Annotated in this window: 23 protein-coding genes and 1 pseudogene; 7 read left to right on the top strand and 17 right to left on the bottom strand. The window is 66.5% G+C overall.

The genetic code is table 11. The annotated features are described in order from the left end of the window. Position 1: 1 nt before the first annotated feature. The 7 genes from ACQEU6_RS17070 to ACQEU6_RS17040 all read right to left on the bottom strand — a co-directional run bounded on the left by ACQEU6_RS17070 (position 2) and on the right by ACQEU6_RS17040 (position 5,298). Complete coding sequence (locus ACQEU6_RS17070) at positions 2 to 493, bottom strand: SH3 domain-containing protein (protein ID WP_499333040.1); 492 nt, start codon at positions 491 to 493, stop codon at positions 2 to 4. Positions 494 to 952: 459 nt separating this feature from the next. Next, positions 953 to 1,114: a hypothetical protein gene (locus ACQEU6_RS17065; protein WP_499333039.1), complete on the bottom strand. Its 162-nt coding sequence runs from the start codon at positions 1,112 to 1,114 to the stop codon at positions 953 to 955. Then, positions 1,111 to 2,100, bottom strand: a complete 990-nt coding sequence (locus ACQEU6_RS17060) for a tyrosine-type recombinase/integrase (protein ID WP_499333037.1) — start codon at positions 2,098 to 2,100, stop codon at positions 1,111 to 1,113. Before ACQEU6_RS17060 ends, ACQEU6_RS17065 begins: the two co-directional genes overlap by 4 nt. A 123-nt stretch (positions 2,101 to 2,223) precedes the next feature. After that, on the bottom strand, positions 2,224 to 2,412 hold the full coding sequence (locus ACQEU6_RS17055; RefSeq protein ID WP_353832870.1) for a helix-turn-helix domain-containing protein: 189 nt from the start codon (positions 2,410 to 2,412) through the stop codon (positions 2,224 to 2,226). A 164-nt stretch (positions 2,413 to 2,576) separates the two neighbouring features. After that, on the bottom strand, positions 2,577 to 4,304 hold the full coding sequence (locus ACQEU6_RS17050; RefSeq protein WP_499333036.1) for an FtsK/SpoIIIE domain-containing protein: 1,728 nt from the start codon (positions 4,302 to 4,304) through the stop codon (positions 2,577 to 2,579). A 433-nt stretch (positions 4,305 to 4,737) separates the two neighbouring features. Then, positions 4,738 to 4,926 (bottom strand): hypothetical protein, encoded by a 189-nt coding sequence (locus ACQEU6_RS17045; RefSeq protein ID WP_185025836.1) that lies wholly within the window; start codon positions 4,924 to 4,926, stop codon positions 4,738 to 4,740. 162 nt (positions 4,927 to 5,088) lie between these two features. Next, a complete protein-coding gene (locus ACQEU6_RS17040) occupies positions 5,089 to 5,298 on the bottom strand; it encodes a hypothetical protein (RefSeq protein WP_179833436.1) in 210 nt (69 codons plus the stop codon). A 177-nt stretch (positions 5,299 to 5,475) separates the two neighbouring features. Here ACQEU6_RS17040 and ACQEU6_RS17035 point away from each other — a divergent pair, with 177 nt between their 5' ends. From ACQEU6_RS17035 to ACQEU6_RS17015, 5 genes and pseudogenes are all read left to right on the top strand, one after another. Continuing rightward, a complete protein-coding gene (locus ACQEU6_RS17035) occupies positions 5,476 to 6,204 on the top strand; it encodes a helix-turn-helix domain-containing protein (RefSeq protein WP_499333034.1) in 729 nt (242 codons plus the stop codon). A gap of 93 nt (positions 6,205 to 6,297) precedes the next feature. Beyond that, positions 6,298 to 7,011 (top strand): hypothetical protein, encoded by a 714-nt coding sequence (locus ACQEU6_RS17030; protein WP_499328613.1) that lies wholly within the window; start codon positions 6,298 to 6,300, stop codon positions 7,009 to 7,011. Positions 7,012 to 7,126: 115 nt separating this feature from the next. Continuing rightward, positions 7,127 to 8,239: pseudogene (locus tag ACQEU6_RS17025) on the top strand (IS701 family transposase); the annotation flags it as partial. Positions 8,240 to 8,621: 382 nt separating this feature from the next. Next, positions 8,622 to 9,098 carry an NUDIX domain-containing protein gene (locus tag ACQEU6_RS17020; RefSeq protein ID WP_499333032.1) on the top strand — a complete coding sequence of 159 codons (477 nt, stop codon included), beginning with the start codon at positions 8,622 to 8,624 and terminating at the stop codon, positions 9,096 to 9,098. Between the two features lie 182 nt (positions 9,099 to 9,280). Beyond that, positions 9,281 to 9,715 carry a hypothetical protein gene (locus ACQEU6_RS17015; RefSeq protein ID WP_499333029.1) on the top strand — a complete coding sequence of 145 codons (435 nt, stop codon included), beginning with the start codon at positions 9,281 to 9,283 and terminating at the stop codon, positions 9,713 to 9,715. Positions 9,716 to 9,758: 43 nt separating this feature from the next. Here ACQEU6_RS17015 and ACQEU6_RS17010 read toward each other — a convergent pair whose 3' ends face one another. The 4 genes from ACQEU6_RS17010 to ACQEU6_RS16995 are packed head-to-tail and all read right to left on the bottom strand — an operon-like array spanning position 9,759 to position 11,544. Then, positions 9,759 to 10,316, bottom strand: a complete 558-nt coding sequence (locus ACQEU6_RS17010) for an HD domain-containing protein (RefSeq protein ID WP_499333028.1) — start codon at positions 10,314 to 10,316, stop codon at positions 9,759 to 9,761. Positions 10,317 to 10,365: 49 nt separating this feature from the next. Next, positions 10,366 to 10,791, bottom strand: coding sequence for a winged helix-turn-helix domain-containing protein (locus ACQEU6_RS17005; RefSeq protein WP_499340226.1), 426 nt, complete (start codon positions 10,789 to 10,791; stop codon positions 10,366 to 10,368). A 31-nt stretch (positions 10,792 to 10,822) separates the two neighbouring features. After that, the gene (locus ACQEU6_RS17000) at positions 10,823 to 11,221 is read right to left on the bottom strand and encodes a hypothetical protein (protein ID WP_499333026.1); all 399 of its coding nucleotides are present in this window, start codon (positions 11,219 to 11,221) and stop codon (positions 10,823 to 10,825) included. Positions 11,222 to 11,265: 44 nt separating this feature from the next. Next, a complete protein-coding gene (locus tag ACQEU6_RS16995) occupies positions 11,266 to 11,544 on the bottom strand; it encodes a hypothetical protein (protein WP_499333024.1) in 279 nt (92 codons plus the stop codon). 169 nt (positions 11,545 to 11,713) lie between these two features. On the opposite strand from ACQEU6_RS16995, the gene ACQEU6_RS16990 reads away from it, so the two are divergent. After that, positions 11,714 to 12,457: a DUF5919 domain-containing protein gene (locus tag ACQEU6_RS16990; RefSeq protein ID WP_499333022.1), complete on the top strand. Its 744-nt coding sequence runs from the start codon at positions 11,714 to 11,716 to the stop codon at positions 12,455 to 12,457. Between the two features lie 346 nt (positions 12,458 to 12,803). Here ACQEU6_RS16990 and ACQEU6_RS16985 read toward each other — a convergent pair whose 3' ends face one another. The 4 genes from ACQEU6_RS16985 to ACQEU6_RS16970 all read right to left on the bottom strand — a co-directional run bounded on the left by ACQEU6_RS16985 (position 12,804) and on the right by ACQEU6_RS16970 (position 15,762). Beyond that, entirely contained in the window at positions 12,804 to 13,763 is a 960-nt protein-coding gene (locus ACQEU6_RS16985; RefSeq protein WP_499333020.1) for an HNH endonuclease, read from the bottom strand. A 216-nt stretch (positions 13,764 to 13,979) separates the two neighbouring features. Then, on the bottom strand, positions 13,980 to 14,579 hold the full coding sequence (locus ACQEU6_RS16980) for a DUF2637 domain-containing protein (protein WP_499333018.1): 600 nt from the start codon (positions 14,577 to 14,579) through the stop codon (positions 13,980 to 13,982). After that, complete coding sequence (locus tag ACQEU6_RS16975; RefSeq protein ID WP_499333017.1) at positions 14,572 to 14,766, bottom strand: hypothetical protein; 195 nt, start codon at positions 14,764 to 14,766, stop codon at positions 14,572 to 14,574. Before ACQEU6_RS16975 ends, ACQEU6_RS16980 begins: the two co-directional genes overlap by 8 nt. A 435-nt stretch (positions 14,767 to 15,201) precedes the next feature. Next, the gene (locus ACQEU6_RS16970; protein WP_499333016.1) at positions 15,202 to 15,762 is read right to left on the bottom strand and encodes a TetR/AcrR family transcriptional regulator; all 561 of its coding nucleotides are present in this window, start codon (positions 15,760 to 15,762) and stop codon (positions 15,202 to 15,204) included. Positions 15,763 to 15,833: 71 nt separating this feature from the next. Here ACQEU6_RS16970 and ACQEU6_RS16965 point away from each other — a divergent pair, with 71 nt between their 5' ends. Beyond that, positions 15,834 to 17,210: an amidase gene (locus ACQEU6_RS16965; RefSeq protein WP_499333015.1), complete on the top strand. Its 1,377-nt coding sequence runs from the start codon at positions 15,834 to 15,836 to the stop codon at positions 17,208 to 17,210. Between the two features lie 55 nt (positions 17,211 to 17,265). Here ACQEU6_RS16965 and ACQEU6_RS16960 read toward each other — a convergent pair whose 3' ends face one another. Together ACQEU6_RS16960 and ACQEU6_RS16955 are read right to left on the bottom strand one after the other, a co-directional pair. Then, a complete protein-coding gene (locus tag ACQEU6_RS16960; protein ID WP_499333014.1) occupies positions 17,266 to 18,027 on the bottom strand; it encodes a glucose 1-dehydrogenase in 762 nt (253 codons plus the stop codon). A 103-nt stretch (positions 18,028 to 18,130) separates the two neighbouring features. Then, entirely contained in the window at positions 18,131 to 19,030 is a 900-nt protein-coding gene (locus ACQEU6_RS16955; protein ID WP_499333012.1) for a transposase, read from the bottom strand. Positions 19,031 to 19,079 lie beyond the last annotated feature (49 nt).

Raw genomic sequence — 19,079 nt, 5'->3', positions numbered from 1 at the left:
CTCAGCAGTTGGAGTACTTGACGTACCACTTGCCGCGGACGGCCCCGTCGTCGGCGCCGAGCATGTAGTCGGCGATCCACCGCGTGGCGTTGAGCCGGACCCACAGGTACCCGTCCCTGCGCTGGATGGAGTCCCAGTCGGTCCGGACCTTGGATCCCTTCGCCAGGACCCCGACCTTCGCGTAGCCGAGGCCCGGCCCGGTCCGGACGTTGAGCCCGTCCGCCGGGAGGACGACGCCGTCGCAGAGGCGAACGCGCTGCTCGTCCCGGACCAGGAGCCGGTGCATGGCCGCGGCGGCGCCCTCCGGCCCGACCTCGATGGCGCCCGGCCCGTGCCCTTCCTCCTCCTGCGGCGGCTGGGACTGGACCGCGGCCGACCCGTCATGACCCGGCGCCGGAGGCGGAGCGGCCCCGGCGACCGCCCCGGCGCTCAGCGCGCCCCCGGCCAGCGTCGTGGCGACCAGAACCACGCCGAGCTTCGTGCCTACGTGCATCTCTACCTCCCGAATGAGGCGGCGGACTTACAGCGGCATGTTACCCATAGTCATCACAAGAGTGCGGAGAGTTGCGCCAACAGTTTTTTGCGACGCCGAAGGGGCCAAGTTCTACATCCCATTACTGCCGCCCCGAATCGCCCCAGGATCGAACCCTTTGCGCACCCGCCCCCGACAGGCTTCACGCAGCACGCCGCCCCGCCACCGACGCCAAGGAGGACGGGACGATCAGATGACCAGTACCACGACCGATGCAAGGCCTGCGGCCCCCGCGCTTGTTCTCGCAGGTGAGAGCTCCCCTGACCAACTTCCCCGGACGGTGCCGGACGGGCCCCGAATAAGGGTGGCTCAGGGGTTCCCCAAGTGAGGCCCAAGCCTGGATTCTGCGTTGATCCAGGCGGGGGAGGGGCGCCTTTGCGTCCGGTGCCCTGGGGAGCCAGGTCGGGAGCACGCTCGTCCCTACGCGGACTTGGTCTTGCGGGTGAAGATGTCGTTCATGTGCTCAGCGCCGTCGCGGATCTCCGGCTTGAGTTGGTGGCGGTAGACGGTTTCGGTGATCTTCGTACTGGAGTGCCCGACGAGGATGCTGATCTTCTCTATGGGGACGTCGTGGTCGCTCATGAGGGACACGAACGTGTGCCGTAGCTCGCGGGGACACCACTCGGCGGGGTTGAGCTTCGCCGCTGTGAGCACCCTCTCCTGCGGAACCGGTGCCGGACGTGTTGCGCGGTGTAGGGGCGTCCGTCCTCGTGGCAGAACACGAGATCGTTGTCCTGGTACGCCTCGCCGGCCTTGAGCTTCTCGGCCGCCTGCCTCGTCTTGTGGCTGCGGAGCACGTCCACGCCCATGTCTGCGATGCCGAGTCCGCGACGGCTGAGTGCCGTCTTGGTCTCGCCCTTGTGGCGGTCGGCTCGGAGGACGTAGACGGTCGCCTTGTCCAGGTCGACGTCGCTCCACTTGAGGGTGCGGAGTTCCTCCGTTCGAAGCCCTGAGACGATCGCCAGGACGACGTATGCGCCAAACCGGTGCACTGGCTTGCTCGCCTCTTCGAGCAGCGTGCTCGCTTGCACCAGGCTGAGCGAGCGCGACTTTCGGGCGGGCTTGCCGTCCGGGGTGTCCACCAGTTCGGCGACGTTCCGGCCGATGCGGTCATGGCGCGCCGCTCTGCGGATCGAGCGCTTGAGGATGCTGTGAACGATGCCGAGCGAGGACGAGGTGAGGTGTTCGGCTCTGCCGTTGAGCCACGTCTCGACGTCGTCGGCCGTGAGTTCCTTGAGGCGCGTCCGTCCGATGAACGGGATGAGCTGGTGATCGGCGAGTGACCGGTAGACCTCGTTGGTCTTCGGCGACTTGCCGGACTTGGCGAACGCGGCGAGGAACTCCTCTACCGCGTCCCGGACGTAGTAGTTGCGGTCCGTCTTGACGCCCTTGCTCAGCTCTTCGACGGCCTCTTTGAGCTTGTCCTTGACCTCTGTCTTGGTGCGCCCCTTCCTCTTGAGCCTCTTGCGCTTGCCGTCCGGGCCGAAGCCGAGCGAGAGCGCGCCGGTGTACCCGTCGCCCTCCTCGTAGATCGACCCCTCGTACTTGCCGACCAGGATCTTTGCCAACGGATCCCTCCTCGTATCGGTCGAGGTCACCACCGACCATAACTCAAGACGTCCCAAGACGTCCCTAGGTTGGGAGGCCCGTTCTACGGGGCGAGGTGTCCGGACGGGCCTCCCGCGCGGATGTCAGCGCTTGGCCTCTTCGAGGGAGGGCTCTTCCAGGGAGGTGACGAACTCGGCGAGGTGCCGGTCAGTGATGCGGCGCAGCTTGCCGATCTTGATGCTGCGGAGTTGGCCGGTGCGGATCAGGAAGTAGACCTTGTCCCGTCCGATGCTGAGGATCTCGGCCACTTGCTCGACGGTGTACGCCTGCAGGGGACACCACCTCCTCTCACCCGGGCTTCATCCCGGGGCCGTGCGCGGATGTGGGTGGGGATCATCTCCTCGGTTGCGGTGTGTGCTCGTCTCTCGTCTCGTCTCATGGGCGTCTCAGCCGCCTATACGTGCAGACGCGTGCGCGAGACGAGACGTTGAGACGATTACCGGGTGTGATCGGATGCCTTGTAGCGGCCTCGTCCGACTTGGACGGCGTGGCCGGCTTTCACCAGCTCGGCGAGGCGCCGGTAGAGGGTGGGACGGCTCAGCTCTGTGAGCATCAGGAGATGGGCGATCGGGAGGCCCTCCTCGGGCGCGCCGTCCAGGGCTTCCCTCAGCGCTGTCTCGGCGTGGTCTTCGCGGGACGGCATTATGAGCGTGGACGGCTCGGAGACGGGCGTCATGTGTGCCTCGTCCAGCGCACGTAGAGAGACCTCGTCCAGCGTCGGACGGATGGATGCGTGGCGCTCTGCTGTCTCGGCCACGGTGGCATCGGTGAGTAGGTAGGCGCGGCCTCGTCGAGGTGTGTCGTGTTCGGGTGCGGACAGGAGAAACTTGCCGGGGGCGTTGAGGGTGTGGGCGTGCCATCCGGCGCTGAGCATCCCCTGCCCGAGAATGAGATCGACGTCTTTCCTTTCACGGACGCGGAAGCTCACGCGGACGTCCATCTGTGACCGGACGGCACCCTTGCCCATGGCTTTCTGCGTGGGCCGCTGCGTGGCCGCAATGAGCGTCACGGCGACGGCGCGCCCCCGCCGCGCGATTGAGTCCGTATCGCTTGCGGCGTCGGGAGCGTCGTCGGCGAGTTCGGCGTACTCGTCCACGACGATGACGAGCGCGGGGTGTTCCGGAGTCGGATCCCACACGCGCCGCCCGTTGGCCGTGAGCCATTCGGCGCGAGCCTCCAGGACGGTGACGGCGTCTCGCAGCATGGCGCGGGCTTGCTCCGGTGTGGTGGCGAGCCGATCGATACAGGACGCCCACGGCTGTAGCTCCATCCCGCGCTTGAGGTCGACGGCCCAGATGACGACGTCCCGGCATGCGCTGAGGTTGCCCATCAGGACGTTGATCCCGCCGCTCTTCCCGGAGCCGGCCACGCCCCCAAAGAGGCCGTGACGTCGCAGCAGCAGAACACGCGCACCGGTCGCGTCTTCGAACGGGCCGAGGTCGATCGGTTCGGTAATGGAGGAGACGGACGGTCCCGGCCACGGGATCGCATCGGCGTGCGGGTCCCTATCGAGTACCCGCAACTCGAACCGGTTGGCCTTGCCGTCGCGCGTCGGTGCGACGCGCACAGCGCCCCGGAACGTCCCAAGCGCCGACTCGATAGCCGGCACCTTGGCGATGACGTCCTGGATTGTCTGGCCACGTGCCAGGGCGAACCGTGCGCGCCATCCCCACACGTCCACTACCGCGGATTGCGCGCGGGAACCGGCGAGCCCGACGTCCTTCGCGATCTCCGGCCATGCGGCTATCTGTCGATCGACTCGCACTCTGGCACGTCGCCTCCGGTGCGCCCACCATGGCGCGGCGAGCGCGATTGCGCCCCCGGTGAGCATCACAGGAAGCGGGGGGACCGTGGGTCCGAGTGCAGTAGCCGCAGACAGCCACCCACCTGCGCCAATCACGACGCCAGCGGCATACAGTCGCTCGATTCGCGGCGAGAGGCCCACCCTCTCGCCGAACATGGCCAGCGCCCACGCAGCCAAGCCAGCAAGGGCCAGCAGCCACGGCCACCACCCCGAGTGCGCGACGTGCAGGACTGCGCCCCCTACGGCGAGCGCGGCCACCAGGTAGACCGGCCCCAGCTCGGACCGGTACCGCCACAGGGCCCGCGCGAGGAGCACGGCGGCCACGTCCGGGAACTGGTCGTCACGGTCGATGATCACCATGGGCTGCAACCCACTGCGCCGCATCTTCTGCGCATGCCGCCGCATCTGACGCGTCCGGCTCATGAGCACCCCCAAGACTCCGGGGGAAGGTGGCCTTGCGCGCGTAGTTCATCGCGCAGGTAGTACAGCGGATCCGGTTCGCCGTCGCGGTCGGCTCGGAGAGTGGCTCGCCCCGCAGCTGCCAGATTCGCGCGGTCCCGCCGGACTTTCGCGAGCAGGGACGAGAGCCGGGATATCTCGGAGAGGAGTTGGGGAACATCGGCGAGCGCGGCGTAGAGCCGCGCCCACAGATCCTCGATGGACGGCATCGCGTCGGAAAGGCTGGAGAGGATCTCACGCGCGGCGAGGCTTCGCGTTCGTACCTCTTGAACGTTGACTTGGACATGCGGTGGTGTATCAGGCACCAAGGCATCCCTCCCTTCGGTAGGGGACGTCAGTGCTGAGAAAGGGACCGGACGAGGACGGCCACCAGTCGGCGGATCTCCGGCGCGGCGCTGGTCGCAGCGAGGAAGAACCCGAACAGCAGACACACCGCGATGTGCCAGCCGCGAAGTCCCATGTACCGCCACGCGACCCACACCACGGCGCCGAGGATCGCCACCAGGGGAACAGAGACGTTCACTGACGTACCCTCCTCACAGCCACGGAGCCGGATACTGCGGGCCGCGCCCGCGCCGGAGCCACCGGGCGCGAGCGCGGCACTTGCGGCACCTCCGGCTACCGGGCTCGACGCGTGCGCCGCAGGGGCACGTGTGACCGGTGATGACGCGAGGCATCCGCATGTTCACCGCCCCGCCGGTACGCGGGCCGGCGCGTCGTCGCACGTGCGGGTGCTGAGCACACGCCTGGAGGCGGTACCGACGCGGGACGTCTCGGCGAGCCCCCGCGCGGTCCGGCGCTCCTCGGCGTGGATGCCGATGACGAGCATCGCGAAGATTCCGCAGGTGGAGCCAGCGAGGAAGACGGCGAGGATCGCTGCCAGAACGAGGATCATCTTTGACCACTCCTCTCGTAAGGCCCGTATCCGGCGGGGACGGTCCGGGCGGTCGGTGTCTACGAGAAAGAGAGTGCGCCTGACCTGCGGGACGAGATCACTACATGACTGGACGTGTTCATGACGTCCTCATAGGCTTGACCGCGTCCTAGGACGTCCCGGAATCCGGACGGGTGCATGCCAAACGAACGCCTACGCGCCGCTCTACTAGAGCAGGGCCTGACTATCGCCACGCTCGCCGAGTCGCTCGACGTGGACCCAAAAACGGTAGAACGGTGGATCACCAAAGACCGCACCCCCTACCGGCGCCATCGCTACGCAGTAGCTTCACGCTTGGGCGTAGACGAGACCTTCCTATGGCCGGATGCCCTCTCTAACGAGCAGGTCACCGCAGCGTCCAGCAGCGAACTAGTGACGATCTACCCGCACCGGACATCCGTCCCGAGGGACGCATGGGGACGTCTCTTCGCCACCGCCAAGGAAGAAATCGGCGTCCTGGTCTACTCCGGCCTCTTCCTCTCCGAAGACTCCGGCATCCAACGCACCTTCGCCGAAAAAGCCGAGGCCGGTGTCCGCGTGCGCATCCTCCTCGGCGACCCGGACAGCCCACAGGTAGCCGAACGAGGCGACGACGAAGGCGTAGGCGACGCCCAGGCCGCAAAAATCCGCAACGCCCTAGTCCTCTACAAGAACCTGCGCAGGCAAGACGGCGTCGAGTTCCGCTTCCACCGCACGGTCCTCTACAACTCCATCTACCGCGCCGATGACCAGCTCCTCGTCAACACCCACGTCTACGGCGTCACCGGCCCCCACGCCCCCGTCTGGCACCTACGCCGCATAGCCGGCGGAGACCTGGTCAACACCTACCTAGTAGGGCAGCCGCACTTGGTGATCTCGGTTCGGTGACGGAGCCGGATGTGAGGCGGCCACCTCTGTGATCAAGACGGTGTGCCCGCTAGCCTGATCCATCGCGGACCGGACCCTGAGATCCTGAGACATATGCCCCTGGAGAACGTGAACCTCGACTGGGCGCTCGCCGAGTTGAGGGCCCCGACCAGCAAGGACTCTTATCTGCGCGCGTTCGGCATCCTGCTGCACAGTGAGTACGTGAGCGAAGCCCTGGACGAATACCAGGACGCGGTGACGCGCAGTCGGTTTGCCGGGGGGAATCCGCTTGAGCCGTTCGCCGACGAGGTGCTTGTCGCCGCGCGGGGTATGCTCCGCCGCCTTCCGGCATCCAGCGAGGAGGGTGTCGACCACGTGCATGCCCTGCGTGCGATGATGAACCTGGCCGGGGCCGAGGACGCGGACCTGATCGCTGACGCTCTCGAAGGCGCCACTGACGTGAACGTGCGGGAAGCGGGTATCTTCGCGGCCTCCGCCGCGTTGCAGGACGGGCCCGTACCGAATCCGCGGCTGCTGGCGGTGGTCGGCGGCATGGTTTTCGATGAGACGCTCGACATCGCAGAGCGGTGTGACGCGCTTTCGGCTCTGAACGGGGTCGAGGCACCGGAGGTCGACGACCTGCTTGTCCGCGCGACCGAGTCGGACGAGTTGGAACTTCAGATCGGGGCCGCGCTTCACCTCGTTCTGCCGAGCCGGATCCAGGTCCACCGGGAGCGGGTGGAGCGTCTCGTGGCGTCCTGGCCGTCCACCACGGGCGGTTACGCCGACATCGTGCGCGAGTACCTCGCGGGCTTCCACACCGAATAGTCGGGCAGCCGCACTTGGCGATCTCGGTTCGGTGACGGAGCCGGACGTGAGACGGCCACCGCTGTGATCATGAAGATGTGCATGGACGACATGACCGGCGGAGGCCGTGACCGTAATGGAGATCGACCCGGCCGGGTGGGTACGGCGGCTGGATGAGCTGTTCGGCGAGGTGGTGGCCCCGGCGGTGTTCCGGCGGGAGCCCAGGTTGCGGGCCCGGGCGTATGTGCTGGGATTGCTGAGCGGGCTGGAGCATAAGAACGGGTGGTCGCTGGCGGAGTTCGCCGGGGACTCCACGCCGGATGGGATGCAGCGGTTGTTGAACGCTGCGGTGTGGGATGCCGATCGGGTGCGGGACGCGCTGCGTCGCGTGGTGGCCCGGCGGATCGGCTCGGCCGATGGGGTGCTGGCGGTCGATGACACCGGGTTTGAGAAGACCGGCCGCCGGTCGGCGGGGGTGCAGCGGCAGTACACCGGCACCGCGGGGAAGATCACCAACTGTCAGATCGGGGTGTTCTGCTCCTATGTCGATCCGGGCCGGCATCGGGTGCTGATCGACCGGGAGTTGTATGTGCCCAAGTCCTGGTATGCCGCCCCGGATCGGCTGGCCGATGCCGGAGTGGACGATGACCTGCGGTTTTCGACCAAGCCGGAGCTGGCGTGGGTGATGATCGAACGTGCCGCCGACGACCCGCTCTTCCTGTTCGGCTGGGTGACAGGGGACGAGGCCTACGGTGACAACGGGCCGCTGCGCACCAAGCTGGAGCGCCGCGGGCTGAACTACGTCATGGCGGTGTCGTGCGATCACCACCTCACCCTGGCCACCGGCAAGATGCGGGCCGATCATCTGGCCGCGGACCTGGCCGCCGACGCGTGGCAGCGGTACTCGTGCGGACCAGGTTCCAAGGGCGAAAGGTGGTACGACTGGGCCTGGATCCACCTGGACGAGCACCATCAACTGCTGGTGCGCCGCAGCGTGTCCGACCCCTCCGAGCTGGCCTTCTACCGCTGCTACAGCACCGGGCCGGTGACATTGGGCGAGCTGGTGCGGGTGGCCGGATCCAGGTGGAGCATCGAGGAATGTTTTCAGGCGACCAAGAACGAGGTCGGCCTCGATCACTACCAGGTCCGCAAGCGCCTGGCCTGGTATCGGCACATCACGCTGGCCATGGTCGCACATGCTCATCTGGCCCTCACCGCGGCGGCGGCGCAGGAAACCGAGCCGCCGCCCGGCCCTGATCCTGGTCTCGGCACCGAAACGGGCACTGACCAGGGCGAGCACGAGCTCGCCACACAGGGGGCCGGCAGCCTGTGGACAACGAAACGCCCCTCCGAATCCGCGTGACGAATCGCTCACCGTCGATCACCTCGGAGACGACGAGCTGATCCCGCTCACCGTCAACGAGATCCGCCGCCTGCACGCTCTGGCCCACCAACCCCAGCACTCCTGGAATCACCATCTGCGCTGGTCACACTGGCGACGCCGCCACCAACTCCGCGCCCGCCGATGCCATTACCGGCGACAACGAACCCGAGATCACTAACTGCGGCTGCCCTACTAGAGAGCTTCGAACGCGTCTGGGAACGCGCCACACCCATACCGGGGGACTGACATGGGCCGCAGAATCGACTACTACGACGACCCCAACGCCCCCAAGGCCAACAGCCTCGTCCCCTCCGTCAACGTCGTCGTAGAGAACGACAAGGGCGAGATCCTCATGATCCGCCGCACCGATAACGACAACTGGGCCCTACCAGGCGGCGCCATCGATCTAGGCGAGTCGGTCGCTCAAGCTGGAGTACGTGAGGCCAAGGAAGAGACCGGTATCGACTGCGAGATCACTGGCCTTATCGGAATCTTCTCTGACCCCAGACACGTTATCCACTACACGAGCAACGACGAGGTCCGCCAGGAGTTCTCAATCCTGCTCACGGCGCGTTCCGTCGGGGGTGAATGCCGTACAAGTGGTGAATCCCGCGAAGTGCTTTGGATTTCCAGTGATCAAGTGATCGAAAAGTGCATGGACAGGTCTATGCGACTCCGCATCGGCCACTACATGGATCGTCCCAGCAGTCCGATCATCGGATGACGCTTCCCCGCCCTTGATGATGATCTACGACTGACCTCAAAGTATGACATAGTTGACAAGATCCGGCCAAGGTCTTTACGTAGCCCACCTGCACTCCTAGGATTCTCTGTGAGAATCACACGGGAGCGTCAGGGGCAAGGATGGCTCGTCGGCTAACACGCCACGAAAAACGACGGAACAGAATGCTGGCAGGCTGGGCGATTACTGGGGCCCTCTGTGTTTTAGCCTGGCAGGTCGGGGAATTGCAGCTCTGGGTGCTTCCTTTGCTTTCCTGGATCGCCTACGAGATATGCTATGTCCCTACAACTTGTGGCGTGAAGACTGGTCGTAATGAACCGTGCAGGAATGCTGCAGACGGTCGTCTGTATGCCTGCAAGGAGCAGCCGTCGCATCCTCCGCTTAAGCGCGATGCGCTTTATCGGTTGCTCGGACTACGGCATGGTCCGGCTCCCGCCGCGGGATCCACCCGGCGCACTACGGGCACTTACAACGCTGAGCCTGCGCCGGAATCAGTTACCATCGATCCCCACCAGAAGATCATGCTCTACCTCACGATTATTGCGACCATTGCAGGTGCTGTTCAGACTATCTGGGCCGTCAAGGATTCAGTGTTCTGAGATTAATGCAGTTTCCATCTTAAGCTTCAATGGCGCGGTCGACCTATCTATAAACCACTCTCAAATTTTTGCTTACGCGGTATACAGCATCAATTAGCTCTGGGGATGAAACTTTTATTGATCTCGCGACGAGATGGCCGTCGCCATATCGCCTCAGAATTTCTGAGAGTCGGTCCTCAACGCGCAGATTCTCGCCATCGGGACTCGTAGTCATATCGCAGTAGATTAGCGGCTCGGTGAGTTCCGGCGGCTCCATGCCATACTCGCTCGATAGCGACTCGGCAAGGCCGCGCTCCCGTGCCTCCACCAACGCACATGAGTGATGCGCGACGAGGCGACACAGGTGGTCGTCGGCCTGGTGGATGTTGCGCAGGTAGCGGGCGCCGTCTAGGGGGTGGAAGCCCGTCCGGACGAGGTCGGGGGCGTAGCCGATGTCGTGGAGCCACGCAGCGGCCTCTAGGAGATCGGCCTTGTCTCCGAGGATGGGGGCGAGCGTGCGGGCTTGCCGGGCTACGCCCTGGGTGTGGGCCCAGCGGCGGGGGAGCGGGGTCTCTAGGTGCTGGCGTGCGAGGTCGCGTGCCCATGCTGCGGTGTTCTTCATGGGTTCGACGCTACGAGGATGTGGGTGGACGTTCACGGGCGTGTGGAGGTCACGTGGGGACGTCTTGGCCGACGTAGCGTCCTCTGCCGTGGACGCAGGTGACCAGGCCCGCGGCTTCGAGGGTAAGGAGGGCAGCGCGGGCGGTGGAGCGAGATACCCCGTGGGATCGGGCGAGCTGATTCTCGCTGGGCAGCGCGGCGCCCGCGCGGAAGCGTCCAGTCTCGATCTGGTGGCGCAGCTGCGCGGCGATGTCCTCTGTTCGCGTCCGCGGTCGGACGTCGGGAACTGGCATGAATCGGCCTACGCCGGCGCGGACGGTGATGAGTCCTTCGGCTTGCAGGGCTGACAGGGCCCGCCGCACGGTGCTGCGGACGACACCGAACTCGGCGCAGAGTGCGGCCTCGCTCGGTAGACGGGCACCGGGGGCGTAGGTGCCATCTGTGAGGCGGTGCCGTAGTACGCGGGTGATGTACATGTAGGTACCCCATGCCGTGCGGCGGGTCATGTCAGAGCTGCTCGTCTCTCAGGGGATCGAATGCCGCCGCAACCCACGGTTGGAGCAGGATGTTCAACTTGTCCGCGGCGAGGCAGAGGCGTCTGCACGGCGTGAGCCACAGGCCGGTGCTGGACAGGTACCACCAGGTGCCGTTGCCCCAGGCCACGGAGATGCTCTCGCCGATGGTGGGCGCGCCGTTGGAGTAGACGCGTAGGAGCGTGCGGGGAGTCTCGGTGCGGAGTTGGGTCGTCCAGCCGTCACAGCGCAGGACGAGGGCGAGGCGCGTGAGGTGCCAGCGTGCGCGCCATGGACCGCTGTAGGTGGGTGGAGGGAGCGCGGTCGGTGCGTTCGGGGGAACCAGCACCAACCGCGCCACCTCCTCCCCACCCCATGAGGCCGTGCTCCCCATCACGGCCTCCTCCGGTGACAGTTGCGACGCTCGCTCCCGTGCCATCACCGGGCCCTTGGGCGCACGTTCTTGGCGCGCTCGCCCTCGTACACGAGGGCCTCACGCAACGCGGCGGGGTTCGATGCGATCACCGTCGGATCCACGCCGGCGCGCGGGTCGTGCAAGCTCGCCACCCAGTCTCCGAGACGTCCGTCCCACCGGGTGGCGCGCCATATGCGGTAACCGGTGAAGTCCCGGCGCAAGTCGGCGAGCGCCTTCTCTGCCGCCTCCGCTTCGGCCTTGACGGCACGGAGTTTGGTCTGAGGGGGCTGTTCGGTGGCCATGAGGTGGACTCCTCGTCTTGCGGGTTCGTTGGTACGAGGTGGCGTGTTCGCCTGGGTCCTGAGCCTTCCGTCCGGTGTAGGACCTCTCCATCGGCATCTAGGGACGTCTAGGGACGTCTTCTGTTAGCGTCGGTCATGCGTCGTTCTCACTTGCATCGCGGGAGGCCCGATGAACGACTTGTTGCGACGTGCCCTTGCCGACGCGCACCTGACCGAAGCCGACGTTGCGGCGCGGTTGCGTGTGGACCCCAAGACCGTCCAGCGGTGGGTCGCGGGGCGCGTGCCCTACCCACGCCACCGGACGCGGGTTGCCTCATTGGTCGGAAGAGACGAGGCCGACCTGTGGCCGCACCTCGCCATGACGAACGCCCGTGTAGAGCTGCCGGCTATCGACGTCTTGGCGACCTACCCACACCGATGGGCCGTGCCTCGACCGGTGTGGCACCAGCTCTTCCGGGCCGCGCGCGAGGAGATCGGCGTCCTGGCCTACGCGGGACTCTTCCTCGCCGAGGACATGGGCATCATGCGCGTGCTCGCACAGCGGGCGCGTGACGGGGTCGCGGTTCGCATCCTGCTCGGCGACCCGGACGGCACGTGCGTGGCCGCGCGCGGGAGCGACGAGGGCGTAGGCGAGTCCATGGCCGCGAAGATCCGAAACGCTCTGGTTCACTACCGCGCTCTGCGGGAGGTGGACGGAGTGGAGATCCGGCTACATAACACCGTGCTCTACAACTCGGTCTACCGCGCCGACGGTGATCTTTTGATCAATCCGCACGCCTATGGCATCGCCGCCTCCCATGCCCCCGTCCTGCACCTGCGCAGGGCTGAAGATGGTGACATGGCGAGCACGTACTTGGAGAGCTTTGAGCGCGTGTGGTCCGGAGCGTCCCCCTGGCCTAAGGCGTGTCCGTGATCAAGTGGCCGAGATTTTGGGTCCGAAACTGGCTGTGGGCTTTCTGCACCTTTTTAGGCGGCCGATAACCGGTCCGCACGCGCCGCCGACTCGGCGCCTGCCCCTTAGCTCCTTCGTGGGCGCCGACTGCCGGACCAGGCTGGGCCGTTCGGCGGGCGCGAAGACAAACGGGGAGTCACGGGGCCGAGATGGCCGAGCTTGTGCCGCTGTCGAAGCGCACCCTCGATGCCCTTTACTGATTGCGCGGGGCCTCGCGACGGGCAGGCGGTAGAGCCAACTCGTCCGCCGATGCAGGCTACGAGGCCTGCCTACAGGCCCGAAATGTCCAACGAACGCTTGAGTTGCATTACCTGGAAGTCTCGTTCGAAATCTTTAACTTGATGCGCTTAATGGCCATATCTAGTGCCCATGCATAGGTAGATGCTTTCTTGTCCATGCCAAAATGCCTTCCTGTGGCAGTATCGAGGACATGATGCATCTCCGTCATGACTTCCCATGAGATTCTGTAAAAATCGTTGTCGCTCCAGTTGTAGATATTGATGAGGTTCTCTCGAACGCCATCCATGAAATCAACTTGCTCACGTGGCGTTTCATTGTTGCCATCTTCATGGCCTTGCGACCGTTCTCGGAGAATGCATTTGAAGTCAATCCAGGCCCAAAAAGCCTCAGCGTCAGCCACGTCTGGCGCTTCGTGGTGATGTGGTTTGCATAGAAGTGCGAAATTTCGAACGTCGTATGAACCGCGAAGGGATTTCGGTACCGCGTGTGCACGTTCAGCAGGCGTATCCCGACAGATCAAGCACATTGGACGATCCATGCCTAGATAGTCCGCGATCATTTCTGCAGAGGGAGGTGATGTCCGCTGCTCAGCAATCACTTCCCGGGCCCTGGGTTCAAGAGTTGCCACATCGTATGTGGTGCTGCCGTCTTCTGCAGGTCCAATGACTAGAGCTTCTGGAACATCATTGCTCTGGCTTTCTGTGTTTTCCATTCTATAAAATGGCGTATTTGCGCTGGTGAGATACTGCATGGCAAAGTCGGGTATAAAATGCTTCATCAATTCATAGGCGTCCCAGTCGTAGCCGCCAGCGTCGTTCCTGTGACCCGCTATATCTAGATATAGGTGTCGCTCTTTTCCTGGAAATTTTTCTTGCGCCCCCCGGATATTTTGGAAAATTCCTTGTGCGCACCGCTCAAAGTTTTCTTCGACCCACATTCTGTGCACTAAAACCATGCCCTTGTCTGACGGTCCCTTGGTTTTTTGGTTCTGAGTGCGCTTTTTTCTGTTTCGCTGTCCTTTTGACATGTCAACAGAATATAGCCCGCTGTCCTCTGATGCGGTTCTAAGCTCCGAGTGTCCGCTCTCGGTCACTCGGTACCGCTTGACCAGCCTGCGGATAGTTGAAGGGCTTACGGTGATTCGCCTGCTGGCTCCTCTGCCCTGTCATCCTGGGACGCGGTGGCCCTGGCAGCGAAGAATCCCCAGTCACGGCACAGGGAGACGTGACTGGGGCTCCATGGTTCATGCTGGGGCGGCTTGCTCCATGTTGGTGATGATCTGTTTGACCTTGCGGCGGTCGATGCCGTGTTTCTCGGCTAGGTAGCGCTGCGAGAGGGGGCGGCCTGGGCCATCCAGGCTTGCCCGGTACTCGTCCCGCACCGCTTCTTCTGGCGTCCGCTCCACTTTGGTACGGGGCTGCTCCGGCTCGGTGCGTTGCTCGTTCTGGGTGAGGTCTGGGCTGGCTGCGGCGCGGGTGAGGGTCATCAGGAGTTCGAAGGATCCGACCAGGGCGAGCGCCGGCCATGCGCTGACTACTGCGCCGATGGGGCCGTGGGAGGCGCCGTGCGCCACGTTGGCTCCTACGGTGGCCACGATGCCTACGGCGAGGCTCCACTTGGCCAAGGGCGGTGCGGGGTGCTTTCGGCGGCTGGCGTCGAGGATCACCATGGACGCTGCCCAGATGAGGCCGTCCACTGTGAACGGGACGAGGCGTGCCGTCGGGCCGGACTCGCCGTGGGAGTGGACCAGTTCGAAGGCGTGGCGGTACGAGATGACGGCTGCCACGGTGGCTACCGCCACTACGGCGAGCGCGGTAGTGATGCGGATGAGGCGGTCAGTCACGGCCCAGCTCCCGTCGCCACTCCCGCGCGCACGGGTCATCCTCGCCGTGGGTGATGAGGCGTTCGGCGAGCATCAGGGCCGTGATGGCGGTGTTGCGGTCGACGGGGCGGGGGCACGTGGTGACGTGCCATCCGCAGTCGGTGTGGGTGGCGGTGGCGATGACCTTGCCGGCTGCCGTGGCGGTCATCGTGGTTGCGGTGATTTGTAGGGCCATGGGTGTGGCCTCCTCCCTGCTGAGAGGGGGAGCCACGGGAGCCAATCCGGGGAGCCAGCGTCAGTCGGTTTGGTTCGACGGTGCTGGACGGGCCCGGACTGGTCCCGTGGGCTCCTTCCCTTGTTTTCGCAGGTGAGCAGCTCTCTAGCCGACTTCCCCGGACGGGCCCGGACACGAGCCGAATAAGGGTGGCTCAGCCCTTCCCTAAGTGAGGCTTAAGGGCGTTCTGTTGGGGGGTGGGGCGGCTTAGCGTTTGGGGTGTCAGATCGGAGACACGGCGGAGGTGCACAGGCGGAGAGCAGAGCGAGCGTCGGCTGAGGTTCCGACTGAGGTTCCTGATTGAGACAGACTTCTGGCCCGCACGGCCCCCTAACCCCGCTCTGGGGCCGTGCGGGCCAGAAGCCTTTCTCAGGGGCGGGGGAGGGCGCCCAGGAGGAGCAGGCGGAAGGCGTCGGCGGTGCCGGTGGCGGTGGTGTCGCCGGTGGCGAGGCGGCGGAGGGCCAGGCCGTAGAGCATCGCGACGATCGCGGGGGCGTGGCTTTCGGCGTCCGGGATGCCGAGGGCCTTCAGGATGGCGGTGGCGAGGCGGTCGTAGGCCTCGATGGAGCGCGTGGAGGTCTCGCGGAGGGCCGGGTCGCGGGCGGCGTGCAGGTGCAGTTCCAGGTTCGCGATCTGCTCGGGGCCGTAGGCGAACTCGACGACGGCCTTCTCGACCTGGTCGGCGGCCTGGACGGGGGCGATGCCGGACTCGGCGAGGGACGTGACGTAGGTCGTGATGCGGGCGATCTCCTCTTCCACGAAGGCGTGCAGCGCCTCGCGCAGGAGGTCCTCCTGGCTGGGGAAGTGGTAGGTCAGGGAGCCGAGGGAGACGCCGGCCGCGCGGGCGACGGCCCGGTTGGTCACGGCGCCGACGCCCTGCTCGCCGATCAGGCGGAGGGTGGCGTGGAGGATCCGGTCACGGGCGTTCATCGGTGCACAGTCTTCCCCACAACGCGTGCGTTCAGTATCGTTCGTTCGAACGAACGATAGCGGGAGGCGGCGTGGAGCTGGGGCTGGCCGGGCAGGCGGAGGCGCTGGCGAGGGGAGAGATCTCCTCGAGTGACCTGGTGGAGGAGAGCCTGGAGGCCATCGGCCGGCGGGAGTCGCTGGGCGCGTTCCGGGTGGTACGGGCCGAGGTGGCCGCGCAGGAGGCGCTGGAGGCCGACAAGCGGCTGGCGGAGGGGGAGCGGCTGCCGCTGCTCGGGGTGCCCGTCGCCATCAAGGACGACACCGACATCGCGGGGGAGACCACGCCCTTCGCGGTGGCGGGGGACCATCGGCCGGTGACGCGGGACGGGGAGGTCGTGCGCAAGCTGCGGGCCGCCGGGGCCGTCATCGTGGGCAAGACGACGACGTGCGAGCTCGGGTTGTGGCCGTTCAGCGAGTCGCGCGAGTACGGGATCGCGAGGAACCCGTGGAATCCCGACTACTCGCCGGGCGGATCGTCGGGCGGGTCGGCGGCGGCCGTGGCGGCGGGCATGGTCGCGGCGGCGGTCGGTTCCGACGGCGCCGGGTCGATCCGCATACCGGCGGCGTGGACGGGCCTGGTGGGCATCAAGCCGCAGCGCGGACGGGTCTCCGGGTATCCGCACACCGACCCGTTCAACGGGATCACCGTGTGGGGGCCGCTGGCGCGCACCGTGGGGGACGCGGCGCTGCTGCTCGACGTGCTGACCGGCAGTCACGCGGAGGACGTCCACCGGCTCGACCCGCCGATCACGCCGTTCGCCGAGGCCGCGCGGCGGGAGCCGGGCCGGTTGCGGATCGCGGTCTCCTACCGGACGGCCCTCGGGGTGAGCGGGAGGCTCGACCCCCGGATCCGCGCGGCGGTCGAGCGGCTCGCGCGGAGGCTGACCGACCTCGGGCACAAGGTGTTCCCCGCCGACCCCGACTACGGTCCGGCGGCGCTCGGGCTCGTCCCGCGCGGGACGGCCGGGGTCGCCGACTGGCTGGACTCGCTTCCGGACCCGCGGCCCGATCCCCGGACGGAGGCCGAGGCGCGGCTCGGGCGGGTCGTCGGCAGGCGGCTGCTGCCCCTGGCCAAGCGGCTGGACCCGTATCTGCGGAGGCGGGTCGGGCGCGTCTTCCAGATCGCGGACGTGGTGATGACGCCCACGACCGCGCAGCCGCCGTTGCGGGTCGGGGCCTTCGACGGGGCCGGCTACCGGCGGACGCAGTCGGGGGTCGCGGCCGCGTGCCCCTACGCGTGGACGTGGAACGTGCTGGGATGGCCGGGAGTGAACGTCCCGGCCGGGTTCACCGCGGACGGGCTGCCCATCGGAGCCCAGTTGCTCGGCCACGACTCCGACGAGGCGACGCTCATCTCGCTCGCGGCGCAGCTGGAGTCGGTCGAGGGATGGGCGGGCCGGCGCCCCTAGACGCGTGACGGGCCGCCGGTGCGGGGGTCCAGCCGGTACCGGCGGCCTGTCGCGTTCAGTAGCCGGCGCCCGTGAGCATGCCCCCGTCGACGAGGACCTCGCTGCCGGTGCAGTAGGTCGAGTCGTCCGAGGCGAGGAAGACGACCAGCCCGGTGATCTCCTGCGACTTGCCCATGCGGCCGAGGGGGAGCGCCTTCATGAACGCGTCGGCGCTGGCGGCTGTGGCGGAGACGACGTCGTCCTGCATGGTCAGGGGCGTCAGCACCCCGCCGGGGTGGATGGAGTTCACGCGGATGCCGTACTGGCCGAGCTCGCGGGCGGCGGACTTGGTCAGGCCGCGGACGCCGAACTTGCTGGCGCTGTAGGCGGCGAGGCCGGCCGCGCCGATGAAGCCCTCGGTCGAGGACACGTTGACGATCGAGCCGCCGCCCGCCGCGCGCATCGGCGCGGTCACCGTCTTCACCCCGAGCCACTGGCCGACCAGGTTCACCTCCAGGATCCGGCGGAACTCCTCGACGGCCATCTTCTCGATGGTCTTGTGCCGGAGGATCCCGGCATTGTTGACCAGGACGTTCAGCGCCCCGAACGCCTCCGTCGCGGTCTCGGCGGCCCGCTGCCAGTCCTCCTCGCGGGAGACGTCCATCCGGACGAAGCGGGCGCCGTCCCCGAGGTCGGCGGCCAGCTTGGCGCCCTCCTCCTCCAGGACGTCGCCGAAGACCACTCTGGCGCCCTCGTCCAGGAACCGGCGGACGTGCGCCTTGCCCATGCCGCGCGCGCCACCGGTGATCAGCGCCACCTTGCCGTCAAGCTGCCCCATCAACGCTCCTCGTCGCCCGTTGCCTCCCGGCCAACCTAGCGAACGCTTGGTCAACTGAACAAGGCGGCCCTAGATCGTTGATGGGGGTTGTTGAGTGCTCTGGTTAGTGGTCGTAGGCGGTAAGTGATCGCTTGGTTGGGGCGTCGATGAGCCAGTTGTGCCAGATCGCGGCGTTGAGGGCGCAGATGCGCTGGCACAGGCGCGTCCACAGGCCTTCGGTGGTGCGGGCGGCGTGGCGTTCCAGCCCGAGTTGGTTCTTCAGTGTCCAGATCACCGCCTCGATACGCTGGCGCAGCCAGCTGGGGAACACCTTCACGGCGGGTTCGGGCTCGTCGTCGCGGACGGGGCGGATCAGGATATGGCCCAGGTCGGCGGCGGCCTTTTCCACCCCGGCTCCGGCGAATCCCTTGTCGCACACGATCGGGCACGGTCCCGGCGCGGCCTGCTGGACGTGCAGCAGGTGCACGGCCTGTTTGCGTTCGTCCAGCTCTTTGGGGTGGGCCAGGCTGAAGGAGCACACCGCGCCTTCGGCGGTGTTGATCAGCATCAGTTTGGCGCCCCAGTAGAAGGCGTGGTGGGACTTGTCCATGCCGTAGCCGGCGATCTCGCCCAGGGCCGAGCGGTGCACGGTGGTGCGTGAGGCGCCGCAGCGCAGCGGAGTGCCGTCCATCAGCCGCAGCCGCTCCTGCCAGGAGGGCGTCTGGCGGACCAGCCACATCGAAGCGGCGAACAGAGCGGGCGCGGCATCGCGCAGGTGCCGGTTGTACTCGGACTGACCGGGCAGCCGCGGGAACAGGTGCCCGATCCTGCCGGGCGCGGTCCGCAGCCACCGCCGCTCGGAATCGCAGCCGAGCAGGACCTGGGCCACAGCGACGCACACCAGTTCAGCGTCGTTGAGGGTGCGGTCGGGGCCGCGTCTGCGGGTGCGGTCGGCCGACCGCAGGACGTGATCGTCCAGATGGACGTAGAGTGCGGTCAGAAGGGCGTCCAGGTTTGTCTTCACACACTGATCATGGGCGCCCTTCGTCATGCCCGCAGCGGTTCAGCAAACC

The sequence above is a fragment of the Spirillospora sp. CA-108201 genome, from assembly GCF_050936235.1.
GTDB lineage: Bacteria > Actinomycetota > Actinomycetes > Streptosporangiales > Streptosporangiaceae > Spirillospora.
This window is presented reverse-complemented; position numbering and strand designations above follow the sequence as displayed.